The sequence below is a fragment of the Myroides sp. ZB35 genome (assembly GCF_001865835.1).
In the GTDB taxonomy this organism is placed as follows: Bacteria; Bacteroidota; Bacteroidia; order Flavobacteriales; family Flavobacteriaceae; genus Flavobacterium; species Flavobacterium odoratimimum.
This window is the reverse complement of sequence record NZ_CP017769.1, coordinates 971,324-993,299: the sequence shown is the minus strand read 5'-3', so window position 1 is coordinate 993,299 and position 21,976 is coordinate 971,324. Positions and strand designations below refer to the sequence as shown.

Annotated in this window: 19 protein-coding genes; 13 read left to right on the top strand and 6 right to left on the bottom strand. The window is 35.0% G+C overall.

The genetic code is table 11. The features are described 5' to 3' along the window. Positions 1 to 9: 9 nt before the first annotated feature. The 3 genes from kbl (at position 10) to BK054_RS04455 (ending at position 5,548) form a co-directional block, all read left to right on the top strand. Positions 10 to 1,206 (top strand): glycine C-acetyltransferase, encoded by a 1,197-nt coding sequence (gene kbl / locus BK054_RS04465; protein ID WP_025125224.1) that lies wholly within the window; start codon positions 10 to 12, stop codon positions 1,204 to 1,206. A 108-nt stretch (positions 1,207 to 1,314) separates the two neighbouring features. Then, positions 1,315 to 2,715 carry an OmpA family protein gene (locus BK054_RS04460; protein WP_006259876.1) on the top strand — a complete coding sequence of 467 codons (1,401 nt, stop codon included), beginning with the start codon at positions 1,315 to 1,317 and terminating at the stop codon, positions 2,713 to 2,715. Between the two features lie 70 nt (positions 2,716 to 2,785). Then, complete coding sequence (locus BK054_RS04455) at positions 2,786 to 5,548, top strand: PD-(D/E)XK nuclease family protein (RefSeq protein WP_071306977.1); 2,763 nt, start codon at positions 2,786 to 2,788, stop codon at positions 5,546 to 5,548. Positions 5,549 to 5,577: 29 nt separating this feature from the next. On the opposite strand, the gene BK054_RS04450 is transcribed toward BK054_RS04455, so the two are convergent. Next, positions 5,578 to 6,360: an alpha/beta fold hydrolase gene (locus tag BK054_RS04450; protein WP_006262384.1), complete on the bottom strand. Its 783-nt coding sequence runs from the start codon at positions 6,358 to 6,360 to the stop codon at positions 5,578 to 5,580. Between the two features lie 150 nt (positions 6,361 to 6,510). Between BK054_RS04450 and BK054_RS04445 the strand changes: the two genes are divergently transcribed. The 6 genes from BK054_RS04445 to BK054_RS04420 all read left to right on the top strand — a co-directional run bounded on the left by BK054_RS04445 (position 6,511) and on the right by BK054_RS04420 (position 12,926). Then, a complete protein-coding gene (locus tag BK054_RS04445) occupies positions 6,511 to 7,359 on the top strand; it encodes a ChaN family lipoprotein (RefSeq protein ID WP_071306976.1) in 849 nt (282 codons plus the stop codon). 182 nt (positions 7,360 to 7,541) lie between these two features. Then, the gene (locus BK054_RS04440) at positions 7,542 to 8,366 is read left to right on the top strand and encodes a succinate dehydrogenase cytochrome b subunit (RefSeq protein ID WP_006259872.1); all 825 of its coding nucleotides are present in this window, start codon (positions 7,542 to 7,544) and stop codon (positions 8,364 to 8,366) included. 17 nt (positions 8,367 to 8,383) lie between these two features. Next, complete coding sequence (locus tag BK054_RS04435) at positions 8,384 to 10,384, top strand: fumarate reductase/succinate dehydrogenase flavoprotein subunit (RefSeq protein WP_006259871.1); 2,001 nt, start codon at positions 8,384 to 8,386, stop codon at positions 10,382 to 10,384. A 51-nt stretch (positions 10,385 to 10,435) separates the two neighbouring features. Further along, positions 10,436 to 11,179, top strand: a complete 744-nt coding sequence (locus BK054_RS04430) for a succinate dehydrogenase/fumarate reductase iron-sulfur subunit (RefSeq protein WP_006259870.1) — start codon at positions 10,436 to 10,438, stop codon at positions 11,177 to 11,179. Between the two features lie 94 nt (positions 11,180 to 11,273). Beyond that, positions 11,274 to 12,113 carry an ion transporter gene (locus BK054_RS04425; protein WP_071306975.1) on the top strand — a complete coding sequence of 280 codons (840 nt, stop codon included), beginning with the start codon at positions 11,274 to 11,276 and terminating at the stop codon, positions 12,111 to 12,113. Positions 12,114 to 12,158: 45 nt separating this feature from the next. After that, positions 12,159 to 12,926, top strand: coding sequence for a nitrilase family protein (locus tag BK054_RS04420; protein ID WP_006259868.1), 768 nt, complete (start codon positions 12,159 to 12,161; stop codon positions 12,924 to 12,926). A gap of 42 nt (positions 12,927 to 12,968) precedes the next feature. On the opposite strand, the gene BK054_RS04415 is transcribed toward BK054_RS04420, so the two are convergent. Both BK054_RS04415 and BK054_RS04410 read right to left on the bottom strand, forming a co-directional pair. Further along, the gene (locus BK054_RS04415; RefSeq protein WP_071306974.1) at positions 12,969 to 14,573 is read right to left on the bottom strand and encodes an Ig-like domain-containing protein; all 1,605 of its coding nucleotides are present in this window, start codon (positions 14,571 to 14,573) and stop codon (positions 12,969 to 12,971) included. Positions 14,574 to 14,640: 67 nt separating this feature from the next. After that, positions 14,641 to 15,327 (bottom strand): ComF family protein, encoded by a 687-nt coding sequence (locus BK054_RS04410; RefSeq protein ID WP_410503903.1) that lies wholly within the window; start codon positions 15,325 to 15,327, stop codon positions 14,641 to 14,643. A 111-nt stretch (positions 15,328 to 15,438) separates the two neighbouring features. Between BK054_RS04410 and BK054_RS04405 the strand changes: the two genes are divergently transcribed. The 4 genes from BK054_RS04405 to BK054_RS04390 all read left to right on the top strand — a co-directional run bounded on the left by BK054_RS04405 (position 15,439) and on the right by BK054_RS04390 (position 18,269). Further along, the gene (locus BK054_RS04405) at positions 15,439 to 15,642 is read left to right on the top strand and encodes a hypothetical protein (protein WP_006259864.1); all 204 of its coding nucleotides are present in this window, start codon (positions 15,439 to 15,441) and stop codon (positions 15,640 to 15,642) included. Continuing rightward, complete coding sequence (locus BK054_RS04400) at positions 15,642 to 16,028, top strand: YchJ family protein (protein WP_071306972.1); 387 nt, start codon at positions 15,642 to 15,644, stop codon at positions 16,026 to 16,028. The genes BK054_RS04405 and BK054_RS04400 overlap by 1 nt, the downstream gene beginning before the upstream one ends. Before the next feature lie 69 nt (positions 16,029 to 16,097). After that, on the top strand, positions 16,098 to 17,498 hold the full coding sequence (gene aspA / locus BK054_RS04395; protein ID WP_071306971.1) for an aspartate ammonia-lyase: 1,401 nt from the start codon (positions 16,098 to 16,100) through the stop codon (positions 17,496 to 17,498). 141 nt (positions 17,499 to 17,639) lie between these two features. After that, positions 17,640 to 18,269 (top strand): NAD(P)H-binding protein, encoded by a 630-nt coding sequence (locus tag BK054_RS04390; RefSeq protein WP_006259860.1) that lies wholly within the window; start codon positions 17,640 to 17,642, stop codon positions 18,267 to 18,269. Between the two features lie 50 nt (positions 18,270 to 18,319). Here the strand turns inward: BK054_RS04390 and BK054_RS04385 are convergent, their stop codons facing one another. The 3 genes from BK054_RS04385 to BK054_RS04375 all read right to left on the bottom strand — a co-directional run bounded on the left by BK054_RS04385 (position 18,320) and on the right by BK054_RS04375 (position 21,379). Next, a complete protein-coding gene (locus tag BK054_RS04385; RefSeq protein ID WP_071306970.1) occupies positions 18,320 to 19,198 on the bottom strand; it encodes a hypothetical protein in 879 nt (292 codons plus the stop codon). 193 nt (positions 19,199 to 19,391) lie between these two features. Beyond that, positions 19,392 to 19,967 carry a YceI family protein gene (locus BK054_RS04380; protein ID WP_006262375.1) on the bottom strand — a complete coding sequence of 192 codons (576 nt, stop codon included), beginning with the start codon at positions 19,965 to 19,967 and terminating at the stop codon, positions 19,392 to 19,394. A 164-nt stretch (positions 19,968 to 20,131) separates the two neighbouring features. After that, positions 20,132 to 21,379 carry a lactate oxidase gene (locus tag BK054_RS04375; protein WP_006259857.1) on the bottom strand — a complete coding sequence of 416 codons (1,248 nt, stop codon included), beginning with the start codon at positions 21,377 to 21,379 and terminating at the stop codon, positions 20,132 to 20,134. Positions 21,380 to 21,976 lie beyond the last annotated feature (597 nt).

Sequence of the window (21,976 nt, the reverse complement as noted above, 5' to 3'; positions counted from 1 at the left end):
TAAAATATTATGTACGGAAAGATTAAAGATCATCTTCAGAATGAATTAAAGTCAATAGAGGATAACGGATTATTTAAAAAGGAGAGAATTATTACTTCGCCACAAGGTGCAGAGATTACTGTTTCTACAGGGGATAAAGTTTTAAACTTTTGTGCAAACAATTATTTAGGATTGTCATCACATCCAGAAGTAATTCAAGCAGCAAAAGATACATTAGATACCCATGGATTCGGAATGTCTTCAGTGCGTTTTATTTGTGGAACACAAGATATACACAAGAATTTAGAAGCAACTATTGCTGATTTCTATGGAACAGAAGATACTATTCTTTATGCAGCAGCTTTTGATGCTAATGGAGGAGTATTCGAACCATTATTAGGTGCAGAAGATGCAATTATCTCTGATAGTTTAAACCACGCTTCAATTATTGACGGAGTGCGTTTATGTAAAGCAGCTCGTTATCGTTATGAAAATAACAATATGGCTGAATTAGAAGAGCAATTAATTAAAGCGAATGAGGCTGGTCACCGTTTTAAAATCATCGTAACGGATGGTGTGTTCTCAATGGATGGTCTAGTAGCACCATTAGATAAAATATGCGATTTAGCTGATAAGTATGATGCTTTAGTAATGGTAGATGAATGCCATGCTGCTGGATTTATCGGAGCTACAGGTAAAGGAACATTGGAAGCTAAGAACGTAATGGGACGTGTGGATATCATCACAGGGACTTTAGGTAAAGCTCTAGGTGGTGCAATGGGAGGATATACTACAGGTAAAAAAGAAATTATTGAATTATTAAGACAACGTTCTAGACCATATTTATTCTCTAACTCTTTAGCACCAATGATTGTTGGAGCTTCTATTAAAGTATTTGAAATTTTAAAACACGATACTTCATTACGCGATAAGTTAGAGTGGAATACAAACTACTTCAAAGACGGAATGAAAAAGGCAGGTTTTGATATTATTGATGGTGATTCTGCTATTGTACCAGTAATGTTATACGATGCTAAATTATCACAAGTAATGGCAGATAGACTTCTAGAAAAAGGGGTTTATGTAACAGGATTCTTCTTCCCTGTGGTACCAAAAGATAAGGCGAGAATCCGTGTACAATTATCAGCTGCACATACTCAAGAACATTTAGATAAAGCTATCGCTGCATTTACAGAAGTAGGTAAAGAGCTAAAAGTTATTCAATAAAAAAGGTTAATACAATAAAAAGTACTATTCTTAACGAAATTTTTTGTAAATATTGATTGATAATTGTACTTTTGCTAGATTATTACGGTAAAGTAAAAAATAAAAGTTATGAAACATTTCAACAAATTATTTGCAGCAGCAATTCTTTGTGCAGGGCTTTCAGCTCACGCGCAAGACGCTGACCATCCGTGGGCTGTAACTGTTGGAGCAAACGCAGTTGACACAAAAGTAAGTTCAGCTAAAGGTTTTGCACACAGAACAGGAGGATATTTTAAAACGGATAACTGGAATATCTTACCATCAGTATCTTACTTAAATGTAGCTAGATACTTAGGTGATGGATTCTCTTTAGGATTAGTTGGGTCTGTTAATAAAATTGACAAATTCATCAAATCAGAAGCAGAAGGATATGAAAAGTACAACCCTGGAGATTTAACTTACTACGGAATTGACGCAGAAGTTAAATATAGCTTCAAAGAGATTTTGAAATCGAAAGTAGTTGATCCATTCATCTTAGTAGGTGGAGGTTATACTTTTATGGGAGATGCAAGTCAAGGAACTGTTAATGGAGGAGCTGGATTAAACTTCTGGTTTACTAAAAACGTTGCTTTAACTGTGCAATCTACTTATAAACATTCATTCTCTGATTCTAGAACACCAGACGTAGGAGTTGCTTCACATATGCAACACTTTGCAGGTATTCGTTTCCAATTTGGAGGAAAAGATACTGACGGAGATGGAGTTTTAGACAAATATGACGAATGTCCAGAGATCCCAGGTTTAGCTGAGTTCAACGGATGTCCTGATACAGATGGAGACGGAATTCCAGATCATTTAGATGAGTGTCCAGACTTACCAGGTTTACCAGAATTCAACGGATGTCCTGATACAGACGGAGATGGTATTCCAGATAATAAAGACGAATGTCCAGAGATCCCAGGTTTAGCTGAGTTCAACGGATGTCCTGATACAGACGGAGACGGAGTGCCAGATAATAAAGATGAGTGTCCAGAAGTACCTGGTCCAAAAGAAAACAATGGTTGTCCTTGGCCAGATAGAGACGGAGACGGAGTGCCTGATCATTTAGATAAATGTCCAGACGTACCTGGTCCAGCTTCTAACAACGGATGTCCTGAAGTTAAAGAAATTGAGCCTGAGAAAGTAAAACAGCTTAATGACTACGGAAAAACATTATTATTCCACACTGGAAAATATACTTTCCAAGATGGTTCTTACGCAGTGTTAGATAATATGGTTAAAATCATGAAAGAATACCCAACTGCTAATTTCCACATCGCTGGATATACTGACAGTACAGGATCTGACAGAATTAACTTACCATTATCTGATAACAGAGCTAACGCTGTAAAAGTTTACTTAATTGAAAAAGGAATCGATTCTGCTAGATTAACTTCTAAAGGATACGGATCTAAAGATCCAATCGCTTCTAACAAAACAGTTAAAGGACGTGAGTTAAACAGACGTGTTGAAATCCAATTAGCTAAATAATTGATTTAAAACACATAATCTATAGAAAACGCTTCGAGTAATCGGAGCGTTTTTTTTGTACCTTTATTTTATGAAATCAAATACTTTTTTAGATAAGCTGAGTGCGCAGATTTATGCCGATTTTCCTAATTCTATGGATAATTTGGTGATCGTTCTTCCTAATAAAAGAGCTAAGGTCTTTTTGTTAGAAAATTTAAAGAAGTATTACAGAAATAGTGTCTTCGCTCCAGAGATTATTAATATTGAAGATTTCATTCATCAGGTGTCTAAGATTAGAGGGATCGATTCGATAGAATTACTTTTTAAGTTTTATGTAGTTTATCAAGAAATAGAGGGAGGTAATGCACAGGATTTTGATCGCTTCTCTAGTTGGGCTAATATGTTGTTAAGTGACTTTAATGAAGTAGACCGTTACTTGTTGAATCCTGATTATGTATTCTCATATTTAAAGAATATTGAAGACATTAAACACTGGTCTTTAGACCCTGAACAAAAGACAGACTTAATTGTAAATTATTTAGCTTTTTGGGAGCAGATACCAGTATACTATAAAAAGTTCTATGAGGTTCTATTAGAAGAGCGCATTGGTTACCAAGGATTGATATATCGAGAGGCTGTTAAATCTCATAAAGAGTACTTGAATAGTAATAATAAGGTGTTTTATTTCGCTGGGTTTAATGCATTGAATGCAGCAGAGGAGAAAATTATTCAACATTTCTTGTTAGAGAAAAGAGCTAAGGTGTTTTGGGATATTGATAAACATTTTATGGAGGATCCTTATCACGATGCAGCGCTCTTTTTGAGACGTATAAAACGCAATTGGATACACTATCAATACAACCCTTTTGAATGGATAGTAGATGAGTTTGGCAGAGAAAAGAATATACAAGTGATACAAACTCCTAAGAGTGTAGGGCAAGCAAAGATCGCAGGGCAAATAGTAGAAGGACTTGGAGAGGAAGCTTCGAGATTAGAGAAGGTTGCCATTGTTTTAGGGGAGGAGAATTTGCTATTACCAGTATTGCATAGTTTGCCTTCTTCAGTATCAAGTTTGAATATCACAATGGGGTATAGTGGTAAGAGTAATCCTATTCAGATCTTATTGAACAAGATTTTTAAGATGCATTTGGCCGCTATACGACGCTCAAATAAACAATATGTTGTTTACTACAAGGAAATTTTAGATGTATTGACTAATCCTGTATTAACGCAAATTATTGTTCCTGAAAAGGTTATTAAAGAAATTAATGATCGAAATCTTAGCTTCTTTAGCATGAATCGTTTTGCAGAGTGGATAGAGGATCCTGATTTTCCTGTTCGTAAACTTGTTTTCGGTAGATGGAATGAAAGGTCATCTGTTGAGGTTTTACAAAACCTTATTGAGATTGTATTAGCTATTAAGTATAGTTTAAATGATGAGGTACACAGTGACCGAATTAGTAAAACATTCTTGTATTCTTCCTATCAGATGTTGAATAGGTTAGTTTCTTATTGTCAGAAATATGATTTTATACAAAGTTACGATACTTTGTATTCGTTGTATAAACAAGTGATGGATATGTCTGAAGTATCTTTTGAGGGTGAACCTTTAGAAGGACTACAGATAATGGGGGTGTTAGAGAGTCGTGTTTTGGATTTTGACACTGTTATTGTGACTTCTGTTAATGAAGGGAAGTTCCCTGCAGGTAAGTCAGTTAATTCTTTTATTCCTTATGATGTAAAGAGAGAAATAGGCTTGCCAACTTATAAGGAAAAGGATGCTATTTATAGTTTTCACTTTTATCACTTGTTGTTAAGGGCAAAGAATATTTACCTTTTGTATAACTCTCAATCAGAGGGAATGGATGCTGGAGAAAAGAGTAGATTCTTAACGCAGTTAGAAGTAGAACAGTTAGAGGCACATGATGTAAAATATGTTACCTATTCTGCGGATTTACCTGAAAAAGCAAATGAGTTGATTCAGATTCCGAAGTCAGACCTCTTAAAAGAAGAGCTAAAGAATATTGCTACAACTAAAGGTTTCTCACCATCAGCTTTATCTAATTATCTTCGTAATCCTATACAGTTTTACTTGCAACGTGTCTTAAGGATTAGAGAAGTGGAAGAGGTAGAGGAGAGTGTGGCTTTAAATACTTTGGGTACTATTATACACAACTCTTTAGAGAATTTGTATAAACCCTTTAAAGGAGCTAGGCTTACAGTGGAGATTATTAACACAATAAAAACAAAAGCTGATGCAGAAGTACAGTTACAGTTTGAAGAGGTGTACAACAGTGATAAGGAGAAGATAGGAAAGAATCTACTCGCTTTTGAAGTAGCTAAACGAAATGTGTATCATTTTCTAGAAGGAGAGATAGAAAAGATAAACGGAGGGGATGATATTTTATTATTGGAGTTAGAGACAGAACTTACTTTTACACTTGAAGATCCTAGATTACCTTATCCTATTAATCTATTTGGATTTGTAGATAGAATAGAGGAACGAAATGGTGTAATCCGAGTTATCGATTATAAAAGTGGTAAAGTAGAAGCAAATGATGTTAAGTTAAGTACATGGGAAGGACTTACACTTGATCTGAAAAATGATAAGATTATTCAGTTATTGTGTTATGCTTTAATGTATACGAAACACAATACAAATCAATCTGTGGAAGCCGGTATTTATTCATTCAAGAATAGAAAAGGTGGCTTCTTATTTTTTGGAGTAAAAGAAGGAAGAGAGGTTGATCATGCTATTACAAATGAAACCTTAACCTTATTCAAGGATGAATTAGTTGCCTTGTTGTTAGAGATACTAAACCCTGATGAGGATTTTATAGAAAAAGAATTATAGAATATAGGGAAGCTTTTGCTTCCCTATTTTTATTTTATCGTATTTTTTAGTGCTTCTAGTAGCTCTTCTTTTGCTTCAATCTGAAGTAGGTGACCTCCAGGGATAATAGTTAAATCAGAGTCTGTATTTTCAACTTCTTTAGTGATGTCGTCAATAGAAAGAACAGGATCTGCATTACCTACAATCATACTTATAGGGTATGGAGCAAAATGGAGTAGAACTTCTCTGTCATTTCTTGATTTCATTCCCTCTACAGCTGCTAGTATGCCTTGTTTAGGTATTTTAAGAGCAGTATCTAAGTGTTCTTGTACTTCTTTAGCGTGAGTGATTTTAGTGTCTTCTAAAAAGGTGTTGTTAATTGCCATAGTAACAAAGAGGTCGCTATTCTTTTTGATTACTTCAGTTGCTCTGTCTCTGTTAACTTGTCTTTCTGGGCTGTCAGCTCTGGTAGTAGATGAAACTAATATTATTTTCTTTACATTATCTGGATATAATTCTCCGAAGGCTAGTGATACATAACCTCCCATAGAATGACCTATTAGTGTTACCTTTTTTAGATTTAAAGAATTTGTAATTGTAAAAACTGCGTCAGCCATATCTTCCATACTGTGTATGTAACCAATGCAACCTGATTCACCATGTCCTAAAAGATCAATAGCAATCACTCTATATTTCTTTGAAAAATAGTCAAGGTAGTAATTCCACATTTTACTATCTTCTAGAAATCCGTGTAGAAAGATTAAGGTGCTTCCTTTTCCTTTGTCAGTATATGATAAATTGGTGTTTTTATATAGAATTTTTGTAGTAGCCATTCTTTAATTTTGTTGCAAATGTATGATATACTATGACTTTGTCAAATCTTTTAACATTCAACAGAACTCCAGGTATTACAGTTATATTAAACCAGTCTAAATAATAGAAAAGATTATCTTTGCAGTTCTAATTTCAAAATATTTAGTAAAATGAAAAAAATAGTTGGTGCGTTTTTGTTGTTATGTGGAATAACTTATGGGCAATCAGGATTACCTTATCAGATTTATACAAATAAAGGAAAGAAAGTTTCTTATGAAAAGATGATAAAATCGCTTAGTAAAAGCGAGGTTGTTTTATTTGGAGAGTTTCACAATAATTCATTAGGCCATTGGTTGCAATTACAAGTAACAGAATCTTTAGGAGATAAAAGAGAATTGACTCTAGGAGCAGAGATGTTTGAAGCAGATAACCAAGAAGGGTTGACTAAATATGTAAAAGGAAATAGTACAGAAGAGCAATTTCAAGAAGAAGTGAGGCTGTGGAATAATTATAAAACTGATTATAGACCATTAGTAGAATATGCAAAGGAGAATAAATTAGAATTTATTGCGACTAATGTACCTAGACGATATGCAAGTCTATTGTTTAAAAAAGGTACTGCTGCATTAGATACTTTAAGTGTACAAGAGAAGAGTTGGATTGCACCATTGCCATTTCCTTATGATGCTAATTTGCCAGGATATAAGAATATGATGGCAATGTTTGAGGATCATAAAGATGAGAATTTGCCGAAGGCGCAAGCAATTAAAGATGCTACTATGGGGCACTTTATTGTTCAAAATTTAAAACCAAACCATTTATTCTTGCACTATAATGGTTCTTATCACAGTAATAATTATGAAGGTATAGTTTGGTATCTTAACCAATATAGGCCTTCGCTAAAAATAGCTACTATTAAGATGGTAGAGAGTGATAATGTTGGTCATTTCGAATATGATAATTTAGACTTGGCTAACTTTATTATTGTTATAGATGCGAATATTTTAAAGTCATTTTAACGCTTTACTATAAAAAACCTTTTTTTTTCTTAAAAAAAGTCTCAATTGGTCTATTTTAGTGAATTAGCATTGTTTTATTCTTTGTTTATATCGAGTATAAATAGAAGGGTAGACTTTGTTGATAACGTTAAGAAGGTGTATTTTTGAGAGATTTTTTCAAGAAAAACAATTAAAATTACATTATGGCAAAATCTGCACTTTTAAAGTCATCCTTAGCTAAGAAATATTGGATGGCTCTTACAGGGTTATTTTTATGCTTGTTTTTAGTAGGTCACTTGGCGGGAAACCTTCAATTGATATTTGGTGACGCTTCTGCATTTAACGAGTATGCGTTATTTATGACTACTAATCCAGCAGTAAAAGTATTATCTTATGTTACGTATATTTCAATCCTTTTTCACGCGATTGATGGTATCGTTTTAACGATTCAAAACAAAAAAGCACGTCCAATCGGATATGCAAAAAACAATGCTGCTTCTAATAGCTCATTTTCTTCAAGAAACATGGCGGTATTAGGAACTTTACTTTTAGTATTCATCGTGACTCACATGGCCAACTTCTGGGCTAAAATGCACTTTAGTGAAATGCCTTTACAAACTGTAGAAGTAAAAGTAGAGGGTCAAGATCCTGTAGTAGTATATAAAACAGTACAAGAGCAAGCTATCCCAGTAAACGCTGTTGAAATGGGACAGATAGAAGTAAAAGGTACTAAGTTTTATCAAGCAGGTACAGACTTAAAGATTGCTGATGGATATAAAGATTTACATAAAATTACAATTGAGTTCTTCCAAAACGAAAGTACTGGATTAATCGCTACAATTGCTTATGTACTTGCTATGGTGGTTTTAGGATTCCACTTATCTCATGGATTTGGTAGTGCATTCCAATCTTTAGGAGCTAATAATCCTAAATATAAGGGAGTACTTAAAGGGCTTAGTTTCTTAATTGCGTATGTTGTACCTGCGCTATTTGCTATCATCCCATTATATATTCATTTTATTAAATAGTCCTAAAGAAATTGATCATGAAATTAGATTCTAAAATACCTAATGGACCACTTGATAAAAAATGGTCTGACTATAAAAATCATATTAAATTAGTTAACCCAGCGAATAAACGTAATATTGATGTTATCGTTGTAGGAACTGGATTAGCAGGTGGTTCTGCTGCTGCTACATTAGCTGAGTTAGGATATAACGTAAAAGCTTTTTGTTATCAGGATTCACCTCGTCGTGCGCACTCTATTGCTGCTCAAGGGGGGATTAACGCTTCTAAGAACTACCAAGGTGATGGTGACTCAGTTTACAGATTATTCTATGATACTGTAAAAGGAGGGGACTACCGTGCACGTGAAGCAAACGTTTATCGTTTAGCTGAAGTTTCTGAAAATATTATTGACCAATGTGTAGCTCAAGGTGTACCTTTTGCACGTGAGTACGGAGGTTTATTAGATAACCGTTCTTTTGGTGGGGTACAAGTATCTCGTACTTTCTACGCTAAAGGACAAACTGGACAACAGTTATTGTTAGGAGCATATTCTGCTATGAACCGTCAAATCGGTCGTGGTAAAATCCAAATGTATAACCGTCATGAGATGTTAGACATCGTTAAAGTTGATGGTAAAGCAAGAGGTATTATTGCTCGTAACTTAATCAATGGAGAGATAGAACGTCACTCTGCTCACGCTGTAGTTATCTGTACAGGTGGATATGGTAACGTATTCTTCTTATCTACAAATGCAATGGGTTCTAACGTTACTGCTGCTTGGAAAGCACACAAACGTGGAGCATTCTTCGCTAACCCTTGTTATACACAAATTCACCCAACTTGTATTCCTGTAACTGGTGACCACCAATCAAAACTTACTTTGATGTCTGAGTCATTACGTAATGATGGACGTATTTGGGTTCCTGCAAAAATGGAAGACGCTATAGCAATTAGAGAAGGTAGATTAAAACCAACTCAAATCGCTGAAGAAGATAGAGATTACTACTTAGAGAGAAGATACCCATCATTCGGTAACTTAGTACCTCGTGACGTTGCGTCTCGTGCTGCTAAAGAAAGATGTGATGCTGGATATGGAGTTAATGCTACAGGTGAAGCTGTATACTTAGACTTCGCTTCTGCTATTGACCGTTATGGTAAAGAGCAAGCTCGTATTCAACACTTAGATGAAAACGACGCTAAGCTAGTTTACAAATTAGGTAAAGATGTAGTTGAAAATAAATATGGTAACTTATTCCAAATGTACGAGAAGATCGTAGATGAGGATCCATATACAACTCCGATGATGATTTACCCTGCAGTTCACTATACAATGGGTGGATTATGGGTAGATTATAATTTAATGTCAACTATCGAAGGATGTTATATCCTAGGTGAAGCTAACTTCTCTGATCACGGTGCTAACCGTCTTGGAGCTTCTGCATTAATGCAAGGTTTAGCTGATGGATACTTCGTATTACCATACACTATTGGAGATTATTTAGCTAATGATATTCGTACTGGAACTATCCCAACAGATTTGCCAGAGTTCGAAGCTGCTGAGAAAAATGTTCGTGATATCATTGACCATTTAATGAACAATAAAGGAACACATTCTGTTGACCACTTCCACAAGAAGCTTGGAAAAATTATGTGGGATAAAGTAGGAATGGCTCGTAACGCAAAAGGTTTAACTGAAGCTATGGCTGAGATTGCTGAGTTAAGAGCAGAGTTCTATAAAGATGTGAAAGTATCAGGTACTGCAGAGAGCTTTAACCAAGAGTTAGAGAAAGCTTTAAGAGTAGCTGACTTCTTAGAATTAGGTGAATTATTCGCGAAAGATGCTTTACACCGTGAAGAATCTTGTGGAGGTCACTTCCGTGAAGAGCACCAAACTGAGGATGGAGAAGCAAAACGTGATGATGAGAACTTCGCATACGTTGCTGCTTGGGAATACAAAGGAAACCCAAGTGATGCAGTGCTTCACAAAGAAGACTTAGTTTATGAAAACATTAAATTGGTAACTCGTAGTTATAAATAATATTGAGACTTAGGTCTTCGGACCTAGTCTTTTTGTAAAAATTCGACACAAATGAATCTTACACTTAAAATATGGCGTCAATCAAACGCTAAAGTACAAGGAAAAATGGTTGATTATAAAATCAACAATGTTTCTCCTGATATGTCTTTCTTAGAAATGCTTGATGTATTAAACAACGAGTTAATCGAGAAAGGTGATGATCCAGTAGCTTTCGACCATGACTGTCGTGAGGGTATCTGTGGTATGTGTTCTTTATTTATCAATGGTGAAGCACACGGACCAGACAGAGGTATTACTACATGTCAGTTACACATGAGAAAGTTCAAAGATGGTGATACTATCTATATCGAGCCATTTAGAGCTAAAGCTTTCCCAGTAATTAAAGACTTAGTCGTTGACCGTACTGCTTTTGATAAAATTCAACATGCAGGTGGTTTCGTATCTGTAAATACTTCAGGTAATACACAAGATGCTAACGCTATTCCAATTCCTAAACATGATGCTGACCGTGCATTTGACGCAGCTACTTGTATTGGATGTGGTGCTTGTGTGGCTACATGTAAAAACTCTTCTGCTATGTTATTCGTATCTGCAAAAGTTTCTCAATTTGCTTTGTTACCACAAGGTAAAGTAGAGGCAGCTGATCGTGTACTTAATATGGTAGCTGAGATGGATGCTTTAGGATTCGGTAACTGTACTAATACAGGAGCATGTGAGGTAGAATGTCCTAAAGGAATTTCTTTAGAGAACATCGCTCGTATGAACAGAGAATACTTAAAAGCAAGCTTGAAATAATAGTTTTTCTTGAAATAAATGAAAAAGCAGATATAGAGATATATCTGCTTTTTTTATTTTTGTACTCTAATTTATTGGAAAGAGAATTCGAGTTATGAGGAGTAAAAAGTCAATAAAGCACTGTGTCTTTAATTTATTAAATAATGATTCTAATGCTTTAGAAAGCAAAATAATACAAGGAGGAATCATTATTTTGATATTACTGAATGCTATCTCACTGATCTTTGAATCAATTCCTGAAGTTAGTGAAGAGTACAGTTCTTTTTTTTCGTCATTTAACTTATTCTCTGTAGTCTTCTTTTCAGTAGAATATGTGTTGAGAATGTGGTCTATTACCTGTGATGAGCGATTTAATCAACCTTTTTTAGGAAGGTTAAAATATGCTTTTACTTCTATGCAGTTAATAGATTTATGTGCTGTGTTACCATTTTATCTAGCTTTTGTACATGTGGATCTCCGTATCATAAGATTAATGCGTGTGTTTAGATTATTACGCGTATTTAAGATTACTCGTTACGTATCAGCTTTGGCACTTGTGGTCAATGTATTTAAGAGAAAAGCGAGTGAGTTAGCGATTGCCGCATTTATGTTGATCTTTTTATTGTTAATAGCTTCTACAGCTATTTATTATGCAGAGAACCCTTCTCAGCCTGAGGCATTTTCTAGTATTCCTGATTCTATGTGGTGGTCTGTTATTACGATTTGTACTGTAGGTTATGGAGATATCTACCCTGTAACTGTGATCGGTAAGCTAATAGGAGGAGTACTTGCGGTTATTGGGATAGGCTTTTTTGCTTTACCTACAGGTATTATCTCATCTGGTTTCTCAGAGATCTTGGCTGAAAGAAAGGAGAAGAAGTTATTAGCGTTACAAAAAACGAATGTTTCTAGTTGTAATTGCCCGTGTTGTGGTAGACCTCAAGAAGAGAAGTAAGAATTATTGCTTATTTTTGGAGTATAATCTAAATATCGTAGTGTAATGAAAGTTGCCATGTTACAATCACCATTGGTATGGGAAGATATAGAAGCGAATAAAGAACATTTTTTAGAAAAGCTAGATTCTATAGAACAAGATACAGATTTGGTAGTTTTACCTGAGATGTTTGTGTCAGGCTTTACAATGAAGCCTGAGCGCGTTTTTTTGACTATGGAAGACGAGTATATCACCGAGTTACAATCGTTGTGTAAAAAGCATCTATATGCGCTTACAGGTAGTATTGTTATTAAAGAAGGAGAAGACTACTATAATAGAATGTTCTTTATCTCTGATGAAGGTGAGATTAGTACTTATGATAAACGACACTTATTCTCATTAGCAGGAGAAGAGAAGGTATATAAAGCAGGGGTAGATAGATTAGTAGTTAACTATAGGGGATGGAATATATGCCCTTTAGTTTGTTATGACCTAAGATTCCCTGTTTTTAGTAGAAATAATGACGGAGTATATGACTTATTAATCTATGTGGCTAGTTGGCCAGATCAGCGTATTTACGCATGGGATTCTCTGCTAAAGGCACGTGCTATAGAGAATATGAGTTATTTGGTAGCTGTAAATAGATGTGGAAGTGATGAGAATGACAATATCTATTCAGGCCATTCACAAGCCTTAGATATGCTAGGAGGCTATTTAGTAGAACCATTGACAGGAGAACAAGTAGTGTATGTAACCTTAGATAAAGCAAAACAAGATAAAATAAGAAAGAGTTTCGGTGTACTTAGAGATGCTGATTCATTTACTATCCTATAAACAAAAAAGGCTCTTAGTTTTTATGCTAAGAGCCTTATTTGTTTATAAGTTGATTTGTTCTTTAATATCCCAGTTGGCACGGACATCTATCTGTTCAGGGAAGTAGACAGATTCTTCAGGTTGTCTTCTGTCCCAATAGTATCCTTTATCCCATACGCCATTTTTATTGTCATCATAGATAACTCTTATGTAGTACATTCTAGGGGGTAATGCTAAGAACTCGAATGTATTAGAGCTTTCACTATATTGACTAACGATTACTTTTTCTTTGTCATCTAGTAATTCAACGATAACAGGATAACGCTTTAATCCATTTAGTGTAATGGTCAAGTTTCCATAATCTGTATAAGCTGTCGTTTTATTGTTCAGCACGATTGTATCATTTGCTTTTCCAAAGAAGTCTGTAATAGCTCCAGGCCATAGTGTTACCTTGTAATTATCTAGTTCTTCTTTCTTAAACTTTAGATAGAACTTTTGTTCCCTTGCTTTGTTATCTATAGTAAAAGGGACTGCTACAGAATCTTTATTAAAGATGGTGATTAGATCTTTATTAATAGACTTAACAGGTGTAGTTGTTTCTACTAGTAAATCAGATAAGAAATCAAGTGTACCTGATTTTCCTGACACGGATAGCGAATCTATTTCTTTCATCTTAGGTCTTGGTTTAACCATAAATGTCTTTGTAAACTCACCTTTCGTAGCAGTGAAGTGCAGAGAGTCTGCTTCTATCTTTGGGAACCAAACTTGCAAACTATCTTTATCTGCTAGTTGTGTATAAGCACTAGGGATTACTACCCCATCTTTTTTAACTTCTACGGTAGCTCCTTCAGCGTTTCCTATATACGGTAAGTACCATTTGTTTTGGGTAATCTGAGCAGGTCTAGAAGCCTCGAATTTCTCATCAGACTTGAATAGTGTCAAATCATAAGATTGATCTGTTGGAATCTCAATCGGTTCTTTTATAAAAGCTATTTTATCCTCAGTAGGATTAAACATAAAGTTGCTGTTCTTATCCTTTAATGCTACTAAGTAATACTTTCCTGCTTTAATATTCTCTATAGAGAAAGTTGTAAGACTGTCTAGTGTATTCGTTACATAAAGAGGTTTTTCTCTATAGATAGTAGAATCTTTAAATGTCTCAGCATCGTATAGCATTACATTGACGAAGTTATCCGACTTTAATTGATGTGCAGTTCTTATCGTTCCACTTAGTTTCAGAGAGTCGATATAATCTCCTGTAGAGAAGATATATTTAAACTGTTTTAGGACATTACCTTCATTGTTATCCGTAATAGCGTCCCCGAAGTTAAAACTATAAGTCGTATTCGGTTTTAAAGTGTCTATAAGATTGATCGTAACCGTCTTTCTAGCATTTCCCATAGGTAATACTTCAGGCATTCTATCCATAGGAGGAGAGATAATCAAGTTTTGATTTACGTTTTTGATCTTAACGAATTCGTCGAAATCAATAGTAATTTGCTTTTTGTCAAAATGTATAGAGTGGTTCTTAGGACTACTTCCTAGTACTACAGGTGGAATAGTATCTTTAGATCCTCCTGAAATAAACCCTCTTTTAGCACAGTTCGAAAACGTTATAAAACAAAATACTGTAAAACAAACAATAAAGTATATACGAAACTTAGACATAGTTTTAATTTAAAAGACAAATTAACGACTATATTTTTTAGTTAGAAAATATGTATTATTAAAACTTTTAAATGCTACGAGCCAAACAGAGAATCGTGATTTTAGTATTCGGTATTTGTAATAATTTTTTACAGCATGCCTCTAAGGTATTCCCTGTAGTGAGGATATCATCTAGCAGTAAGAAGTGATTGTATTCGTCGTCTTTAAAGTTTAGGTCTAGATCAAAGACTTCTTTTGTTTGACTTTTTCTCTGAAAACGTGATTTAGTTGTCTGAGAAGAGGTTTGAAGTGTTTTGATTAGAAGTTTATTGTTTATTTTGATGTGAAAGTGATCACTTAGTGCTTTCGCGAAGTCGTCTACTTGATTATACCCTCGTTTCTTTTGTTTCTTTTTATGCATGGGGACAGGTATGATAGAAGTGATCTCCTTTAGACGCGTTGTTTTGGTTAGTTGATGTGCATAGATAGTACCTAAGAAATAACTTAGCTCAGGATGATTTCTATATTTGAGATTATGGATGATCTGCTGCACTTTGCCTCCTTTAGAAAAGAAAAGTAAACTAGCAGCAAACTCTATGGGTATCTTACCATAGAACTTAGCCATAGAATCATTTTGATCTATAAGATGTTCTTGTGTATAAGGTATTTCGTTTCTACAAGTAATGCATAGATATTGTTCATTTCTCAGTAATATGGAGTTACAAGCCATACAGTTCTTGGGAAAGAGGAGATTCAGAATATCAGTTATAATCATCAGTTCTAGGTTACTATGTGGGTTATTTAGATGTTATGCTAAAATTAATCAGAACTTTCTCTACGTAATTATTAATAACAAATATCTTTGTGTTGAAATGAAGATATAGAAATGAAAATAGAAGAAGTACAACAGCAAATCATGCAATTAATGGTATTAATTGCTCAAAATAAGAAAGAAGAAGCCTCTGTAGCAATAGAGAAAATAGAAGAAAGTATCAATGATGGACTTGACTATGCACAGACAGATGACGAAGTAGTTCGTTGGGGGAAATTTTTGAAGATTATCGAAGAGCTAAAACAGAAGATAGGATAATGGAACAGCACCAACCTTGTTATTGTTGTAGTGGTAACGCATATAGTGAGTGTTGTGAGCCGTATGTGACGAATACTACAGTTCCTTCTACTGCAGAGCAGCTGATGCGCTCTAGGTACACAGCCTATGCCTTAGCTAATGCGATATACATCATTAATACTACCCATCCTAAGACTAGACACTTTCATAGTAAGAAGGCAATTCTACAGTGGGCTAAAGAAAATACATGGCAACGCTTAGAAATTCTTGTCAGTGAGGAGAGTCGTGTAGTATTTAAGGCTTGTTATAAAGATGCAGAGGGCAATGTGTGTGAACACTATGAGGATTCTTTGTTTGAAATGTTAGGAGGGAAGTGGTATTATGTATCGGGAACATTTAAGGAATAATCCTTGTGTTTTAGAGGAGGTAAATAAAAATTACTTCGTAACTTAGTGAAAATATAAAACTGTATAAGTATGAAACCAACCAGAATTGAAAGCGACTTAATAGGTGAATTAGAAATTCCTCAACAGGCTTATTATGGTGTACAGACACAAAGAGCAATCAATAACTTCAAGATATCGACAAGTAAGTTGTCTGATTACCCTGAGTTTGTAAAAGGATTAGCTATTGTAAAATGGGCGGCAGCTAAAACCAACTTTGAATTAAACGTTTTAGACGAAAAAATATATAAGGTTATCGCTGATGTATGTCAGGAGATAATAGACGGTAAGCTACATGCTGAGTTCCCTGTAGATATGATACAAGGTGGAGCAGGTACTTCTGTTAATATGAATGCGAATGAAGTTATCGCAAATAGAGCTTTAGAAATCTTAGGTTTCGAGAAAGGTGATTATCAACACTGTTCTCCAAACGATCATGTAAACTTATCTCAATCTACTAATGATGCATACCCTACTTCTCTTAAGGTAGCTGTATTCGAAATGAATAAGAAAGTAGTAGAGAAGCTAGAGAAATTAGTAAAAGGATTTGAGACTAAGGCTGTAGAGTTTGAGAATATTATTAAGATGGGAAGAACTCAACTTCAGGATGCAGTGCCAATGACTCTAGGACAAGAGTTCGGTGGTTTTGCTTTCACTTTGAAGAGAGAAATAGCAGTTCTTAACCAAGCTAGCCAAGCGTTCTTAGAGATTAATATGGGAGCTACCGCTATCGGTACGGGATTAAACGCTGTACCAGGTTATGCAGATCTATGTGCTAAGAACTTAGGAATGTTGATGAAACAACCTGTTACTTCTGCTGAGAATTTAGTAGAGGCTACATCTGATACAAGTGGATTTGTTGCTTATTCAGGAATCTTGAAGAAAGTAGCTATTAAGTTATCTAAGATCTGTAATGACCTTAGATTATTATCTTCAGGGCCTCGTACAGGACTTAACGAGATTCAACTACCTCCTATGCAGCCAGGTTCTTCTATTATGCCAGGTAAAGTAAACCCTGTTATCCCAGAAGTAGTAAACCAAGTGTGCTTTAAAGTAATCGGTAACGATATGACTATCACAATGGCTTCTGAGGCAGCTCAGTTACAGTTAAACGTGATGGAGCCTGTATTAGCTCATACTCTAATGGAGTCTATGACATGGTTAGAGAATGCTATGGAAACATTAGTAGAGAAGTGTGTAGTAGGTATTAAGGCTAATGTAGAGCATAATAAGGAGTTAGTATTAGGAAGTATCGGTATCGTTACAGCGCTAAACCCTTATATCGGATATAAAGCAAGTACTAAAATCGCTAAAGAAGCATTAGAATCTGGTAGAGGAGTTTATGAATTAGTATTAGAGCACAATCTATTAACTAAGGAGAAACTAGATGAGATTCTAGACCCTAAACATATGCTAGCACCGCATTCGATCTAATCGATACGTGTTATTAAATATAAAAAGTCTCCTACTAGGAGACTTTTTTATTGTTTATAGATGTAACTTTTTTAAAATCTGTTGTCTCAATACAAATTGGTAAGTTTATTGTAGTGATATAATAGCTTTAAAATGTTTGTTATGAAAGCATTAGTCATCGGAGGTACTGGAGCAACTGGTAAAGTACTCGTACGTCAACTACTTTGTGACGATGATTTTCACGAAGTAGTCATATTTATTCGTAAAGAATGGGATATTCAGCATCCTAAGTTAGTCGTTCATTTAGTTGATTTTGAACAAATCGATCAATGGAAGCATCTAATAGCAGGAGATGTAGCTTTTAGTTGTTTAGGGACTACACTGAAGCAGGCAGGCTCTAAACAAAAGCAATGGCATATAGATTATGATTATGTCATGCAGTTCGCTCAGTATGCAAAAGGAAATGGAGTAACTAACTTTGTATTATTATCAGCTAAGGCAGCTTCTGATAAGAGTGCATTCTTCTATAGTAGACTAAAGGGAACATTAGAGCGCTCTGTATTGAATTTGCGTTTTGAGAATACTATTATTCTGCGTCCAGGACTTTTATTACGTCCAGGGACTAACCGTATGGGGGAGCGAATAGCTGCTAAGATTTTGTTTTTCTTTAATAAGATGCGATTGTTTATGAAGTATAAACCGATAGAGGTGGTTAAAGTAGCCAATCGTATGCGTAGAGAAGCGAAGAATCACTGCTGTCGTCGCTTGATTATCGAAAGCAATGAGATATAATAAAAAGGCTTATCTCTTAGAGACAAGCCTTTCATTTATTTTGTATAGTATTACTTAAAGCTAGTTGCTATCTTAAGTAGAGCTTCAGGATCGCTGACACCTTCTTTTACATTCATCAGTTTTATCGTATCATCATCTCCTAGACCAGTGCTCAGTGGTAGCTGTTGAGGAATCTTAGGAGTCTCACCGAACAAGGTTTGGTATAGCACTATAGAGTTTACGAAGACAGCGTCATTAAGCATATGACGTGATCTATCTGTGTGACGTAGCATATCTTTACCATCCTTAGTAGCGGTATAACCTTCTTTGCCAGCATAGGCAGCACCTAATACAGCAGAGAAGTTTAAGAATCCAGTGTTAGGTAACGCTTTAGCTACTGCTACACCATTCTCTACTAGTAGAGGTTGATAATCTTTATAATCTGCACTATTGTACTCAAATGGAACCGTCAGACCATAGATATAAGTAGCTACATCAGGGCTGTTTTTGGCTATCTGATCATGTACTTCTGCTGTGTTAGATTTATACTTGCCTAGTTCTTGTATGGCTACAGGTGTTGATTCTTGTAGAATCACATAGTCTAGATAGTTTCCATCTTTATCCGTTTGTTTAAATAATTTTTCAGCATTTTTCTTGTTTGAAGAGATGATCTGATCAATGCTTACCCCCATTTCTAAAAGGGATTTTACCTCTACTTGTTTATTGTTTTCCTTAGCGAGTGCGTCTAGCATTTTCGGAAAACTAGCGAAGTACTCCGTATGGCTATTCCCTACGAATAGTATTCGTATAGGACCTTCTGCTTTAGGCGGAGTAGGTTTTGCGACTAGTTCTTTCATAGTCTCTCCGTCTCCTTCACCATTTTTGTTCTTATCTCCACACGATGTAAGAACTAATGCTCCAATAAAAGCACTCAATAAAATCTTTTTCATAGCAATTATATTTGTTAATATAAATAAAAATAAGCAATATAAACGAGATAATGTTCTTGTTTATGATTTATTATATCTAATTAATTGACGATTGTATTTGCTCTGTATGAGTGAGATAGGGAGTAGCTATAATGTGAAATAGGCTTCACAATAATGCGAAGCCTATTTCAGAAATTAAGTATGTGTAAAAGGATTATTTAACTTTATTGAACTCTAAGTTCACATTGATCTTTACATCTTTAGCGATAGCTTGTCCTGATGGATCATACGCTACTCCGAAGTCAAAACGGTTGATCGTAGTAGATGCTTGGAATCCTAATTTAGTATTTCCTTGTCCATCATCTTTTAATAAACCACCATAAGTAAGGTCAAAAGTTACAGGCTTAGTGATATCTCTGATTGTTAAGTTACCTTCTAATTTGTATTGATCTTTACCTACTTTTTTGATTGATTTACTCTCAAAAGTCATTGCAGGGAACTTCTCAGCTGCGAAGAAATCATCTGTTTTTAAGTGGTTGTCACGCATCTCGATAGATGTGTTCACACTGTTCATATCTACTGAGAATTTAAATGTTCCTTTCGTTAAGTCTTCAGGTGTTCCTTCGAATGTTCCCTCGTATTTATCAAAACGACCATCTACGAAAGAAATTCCTAAGTGCTTCACAGAGAAGTTTAAAAATGAGTGGTAGTTATCTACATTCCATTTTGTTTGAGCGAATGATGCAACAGAGAATAATGTTGCTACGAATAATAATGCTATTTTTTTCATGATAATAATTTTAATTGTTCTGTTATATACTACAAATGTAGTACCACATTTAGCTTTAAGCACTTAACCTACATTAAGAAGTGTTTTTATCTTGTGTAATTGTGGTTTTTTATTTCTTTTTTTTAATCGTAATCCTTTCTTTAATAGTAGGATAGAGGAGTTTATTATAATTGAAAATCTTTATCTGTATATAGTTTAGTATTTTGTATTTCTTTGATGTTTTTTGCTCCACCTAAGAACATATTGATAGTCAATTCCTTATTTAACTGATCGATTACAGACGTTACCCCTTGACTACCTCCTAGGTGTAGGGCGTATAGTATAGGACGTCCTATCGCTACAATATCTGCTCCACTAGCTATGGCTTTAAAGATATGAGACCCTCTTCTCACTCCACTGTCAAAGATGATAGGTACACGCTTATTCACTGTCTTAGCTACTAGTGGTAGTACATCGAATGAAGATGGCCCTGCATCTAACTGTCTTCCTCCGTGATTAGATACCCATATCGCATCTGCTCCTGCTTGGATGGCGATTTCGGCATCTTCAGGTGACTGTATTCCCTTGATGATAACTGGTAGTCCAGTTAAGTCCTTTACGTACTTAATGTCAGAAGGCTTAAAGTCTTGTTTGGCTTGAGCATATATTTCTGTAATACCAGCTCCTTTACCAGTCTTGTTGCCATCAGCTTGTTGTGCTGCGAATAACTCTAAGTTACCCATTCCTAGTGGGAAAGTGAAGCCTGTCTTAATATCTTCTTCTCTATACCCACCTACTGGCGAGTCTACTGTAAGGATGATAGCCTTAGCTCCGTATTTCTTAGCTCTGTTAAGCGTAAACTTGTTGAAGTCATCATTTTTACTCATGTATAACTGAAAGAAGAAAGGCGCTCCATTAATACCCTCTGCTACTTCCTCTATTGTTTTGTTACCATAAGTACTAAGCGAGAATAGTGATCCTGCTGCTATCATACCTTTAGCAGTAGCTATCTCTCCATCTACGTGAGATAGTCCTTGAGCTGCCATTGGTGCTTGTATGATAGGTGTTTTTAGAGGAATACCGAATAGAGAAGTAGATAAGTCAATATCCTCATGTTTAATCCCTTTTAGCACACGAGGCATGATGTATTTCTTATCGAAGTTCTCCGTGTTAATCTTTAAGTTATTCTGGTCTTCAGCTCCACCTACGATATACCCAAAGGCACCCTGATCCATCTCTGCTTTTACTTGTCCTTCTAGCTCGTGTAGGTTTACTATTTTTAGTTTTTTATCAGCTGTACTCGCTTGGTATCCTTTGCCTTTTTTGTTTTTATCTTGAAATACAGTTTTTGTTGTAGTATCCTTTGTTACTACATCAGCAAAGGCACTTGTCATTAGTGTTATTGCAGTTAATGTGAATATTGTCTTTTTCATAAAAAATCTGTTTTACTTTATTTATAGGACAAAGTTACGGAGGGGTAGATGTATTAGTGGTTAATATAGATTAAGAACGTATTTAGTTGAATAAAAACAATATGTAGCATATTAAATTCATTATTTTTTGTTTTTTATGAGAATGAGGTAATGATGATTGTTTTTAAATAATTGTATATATTATCTATTAGGGTGTGTTTTTTGTTTATTTAAATCTATTTATAAGAATGGAGTTGAATATTTTTGCCCTTATTTGGAGTTTATGCCCTTAAAAGACTTTTTTAAGTTATTTTGGAGTTTGATTGCTGTTTTAACTTGTTGTATATTAAGTGTATGTGCATTTTTGGATTAATACTGTTCGGAAGTTGTTCGGTAATACCCAGTGTTTACTCAGACTAGAGAGTGTTTTACCGAACTAAATCAAATCTGTATCCGAACAATCTCCTAATAAAGAAGAACCGAAAATGGGTTATATTTTTTGTAAAGTGCAACATGAATCATAGTGTACACACTTAATGACATAAAAAAAGCCACTCTATATCAGAGTGGCTTTTGTGTATAGGGTAGATGATGGATTACATCATTTTCTTTAACCAG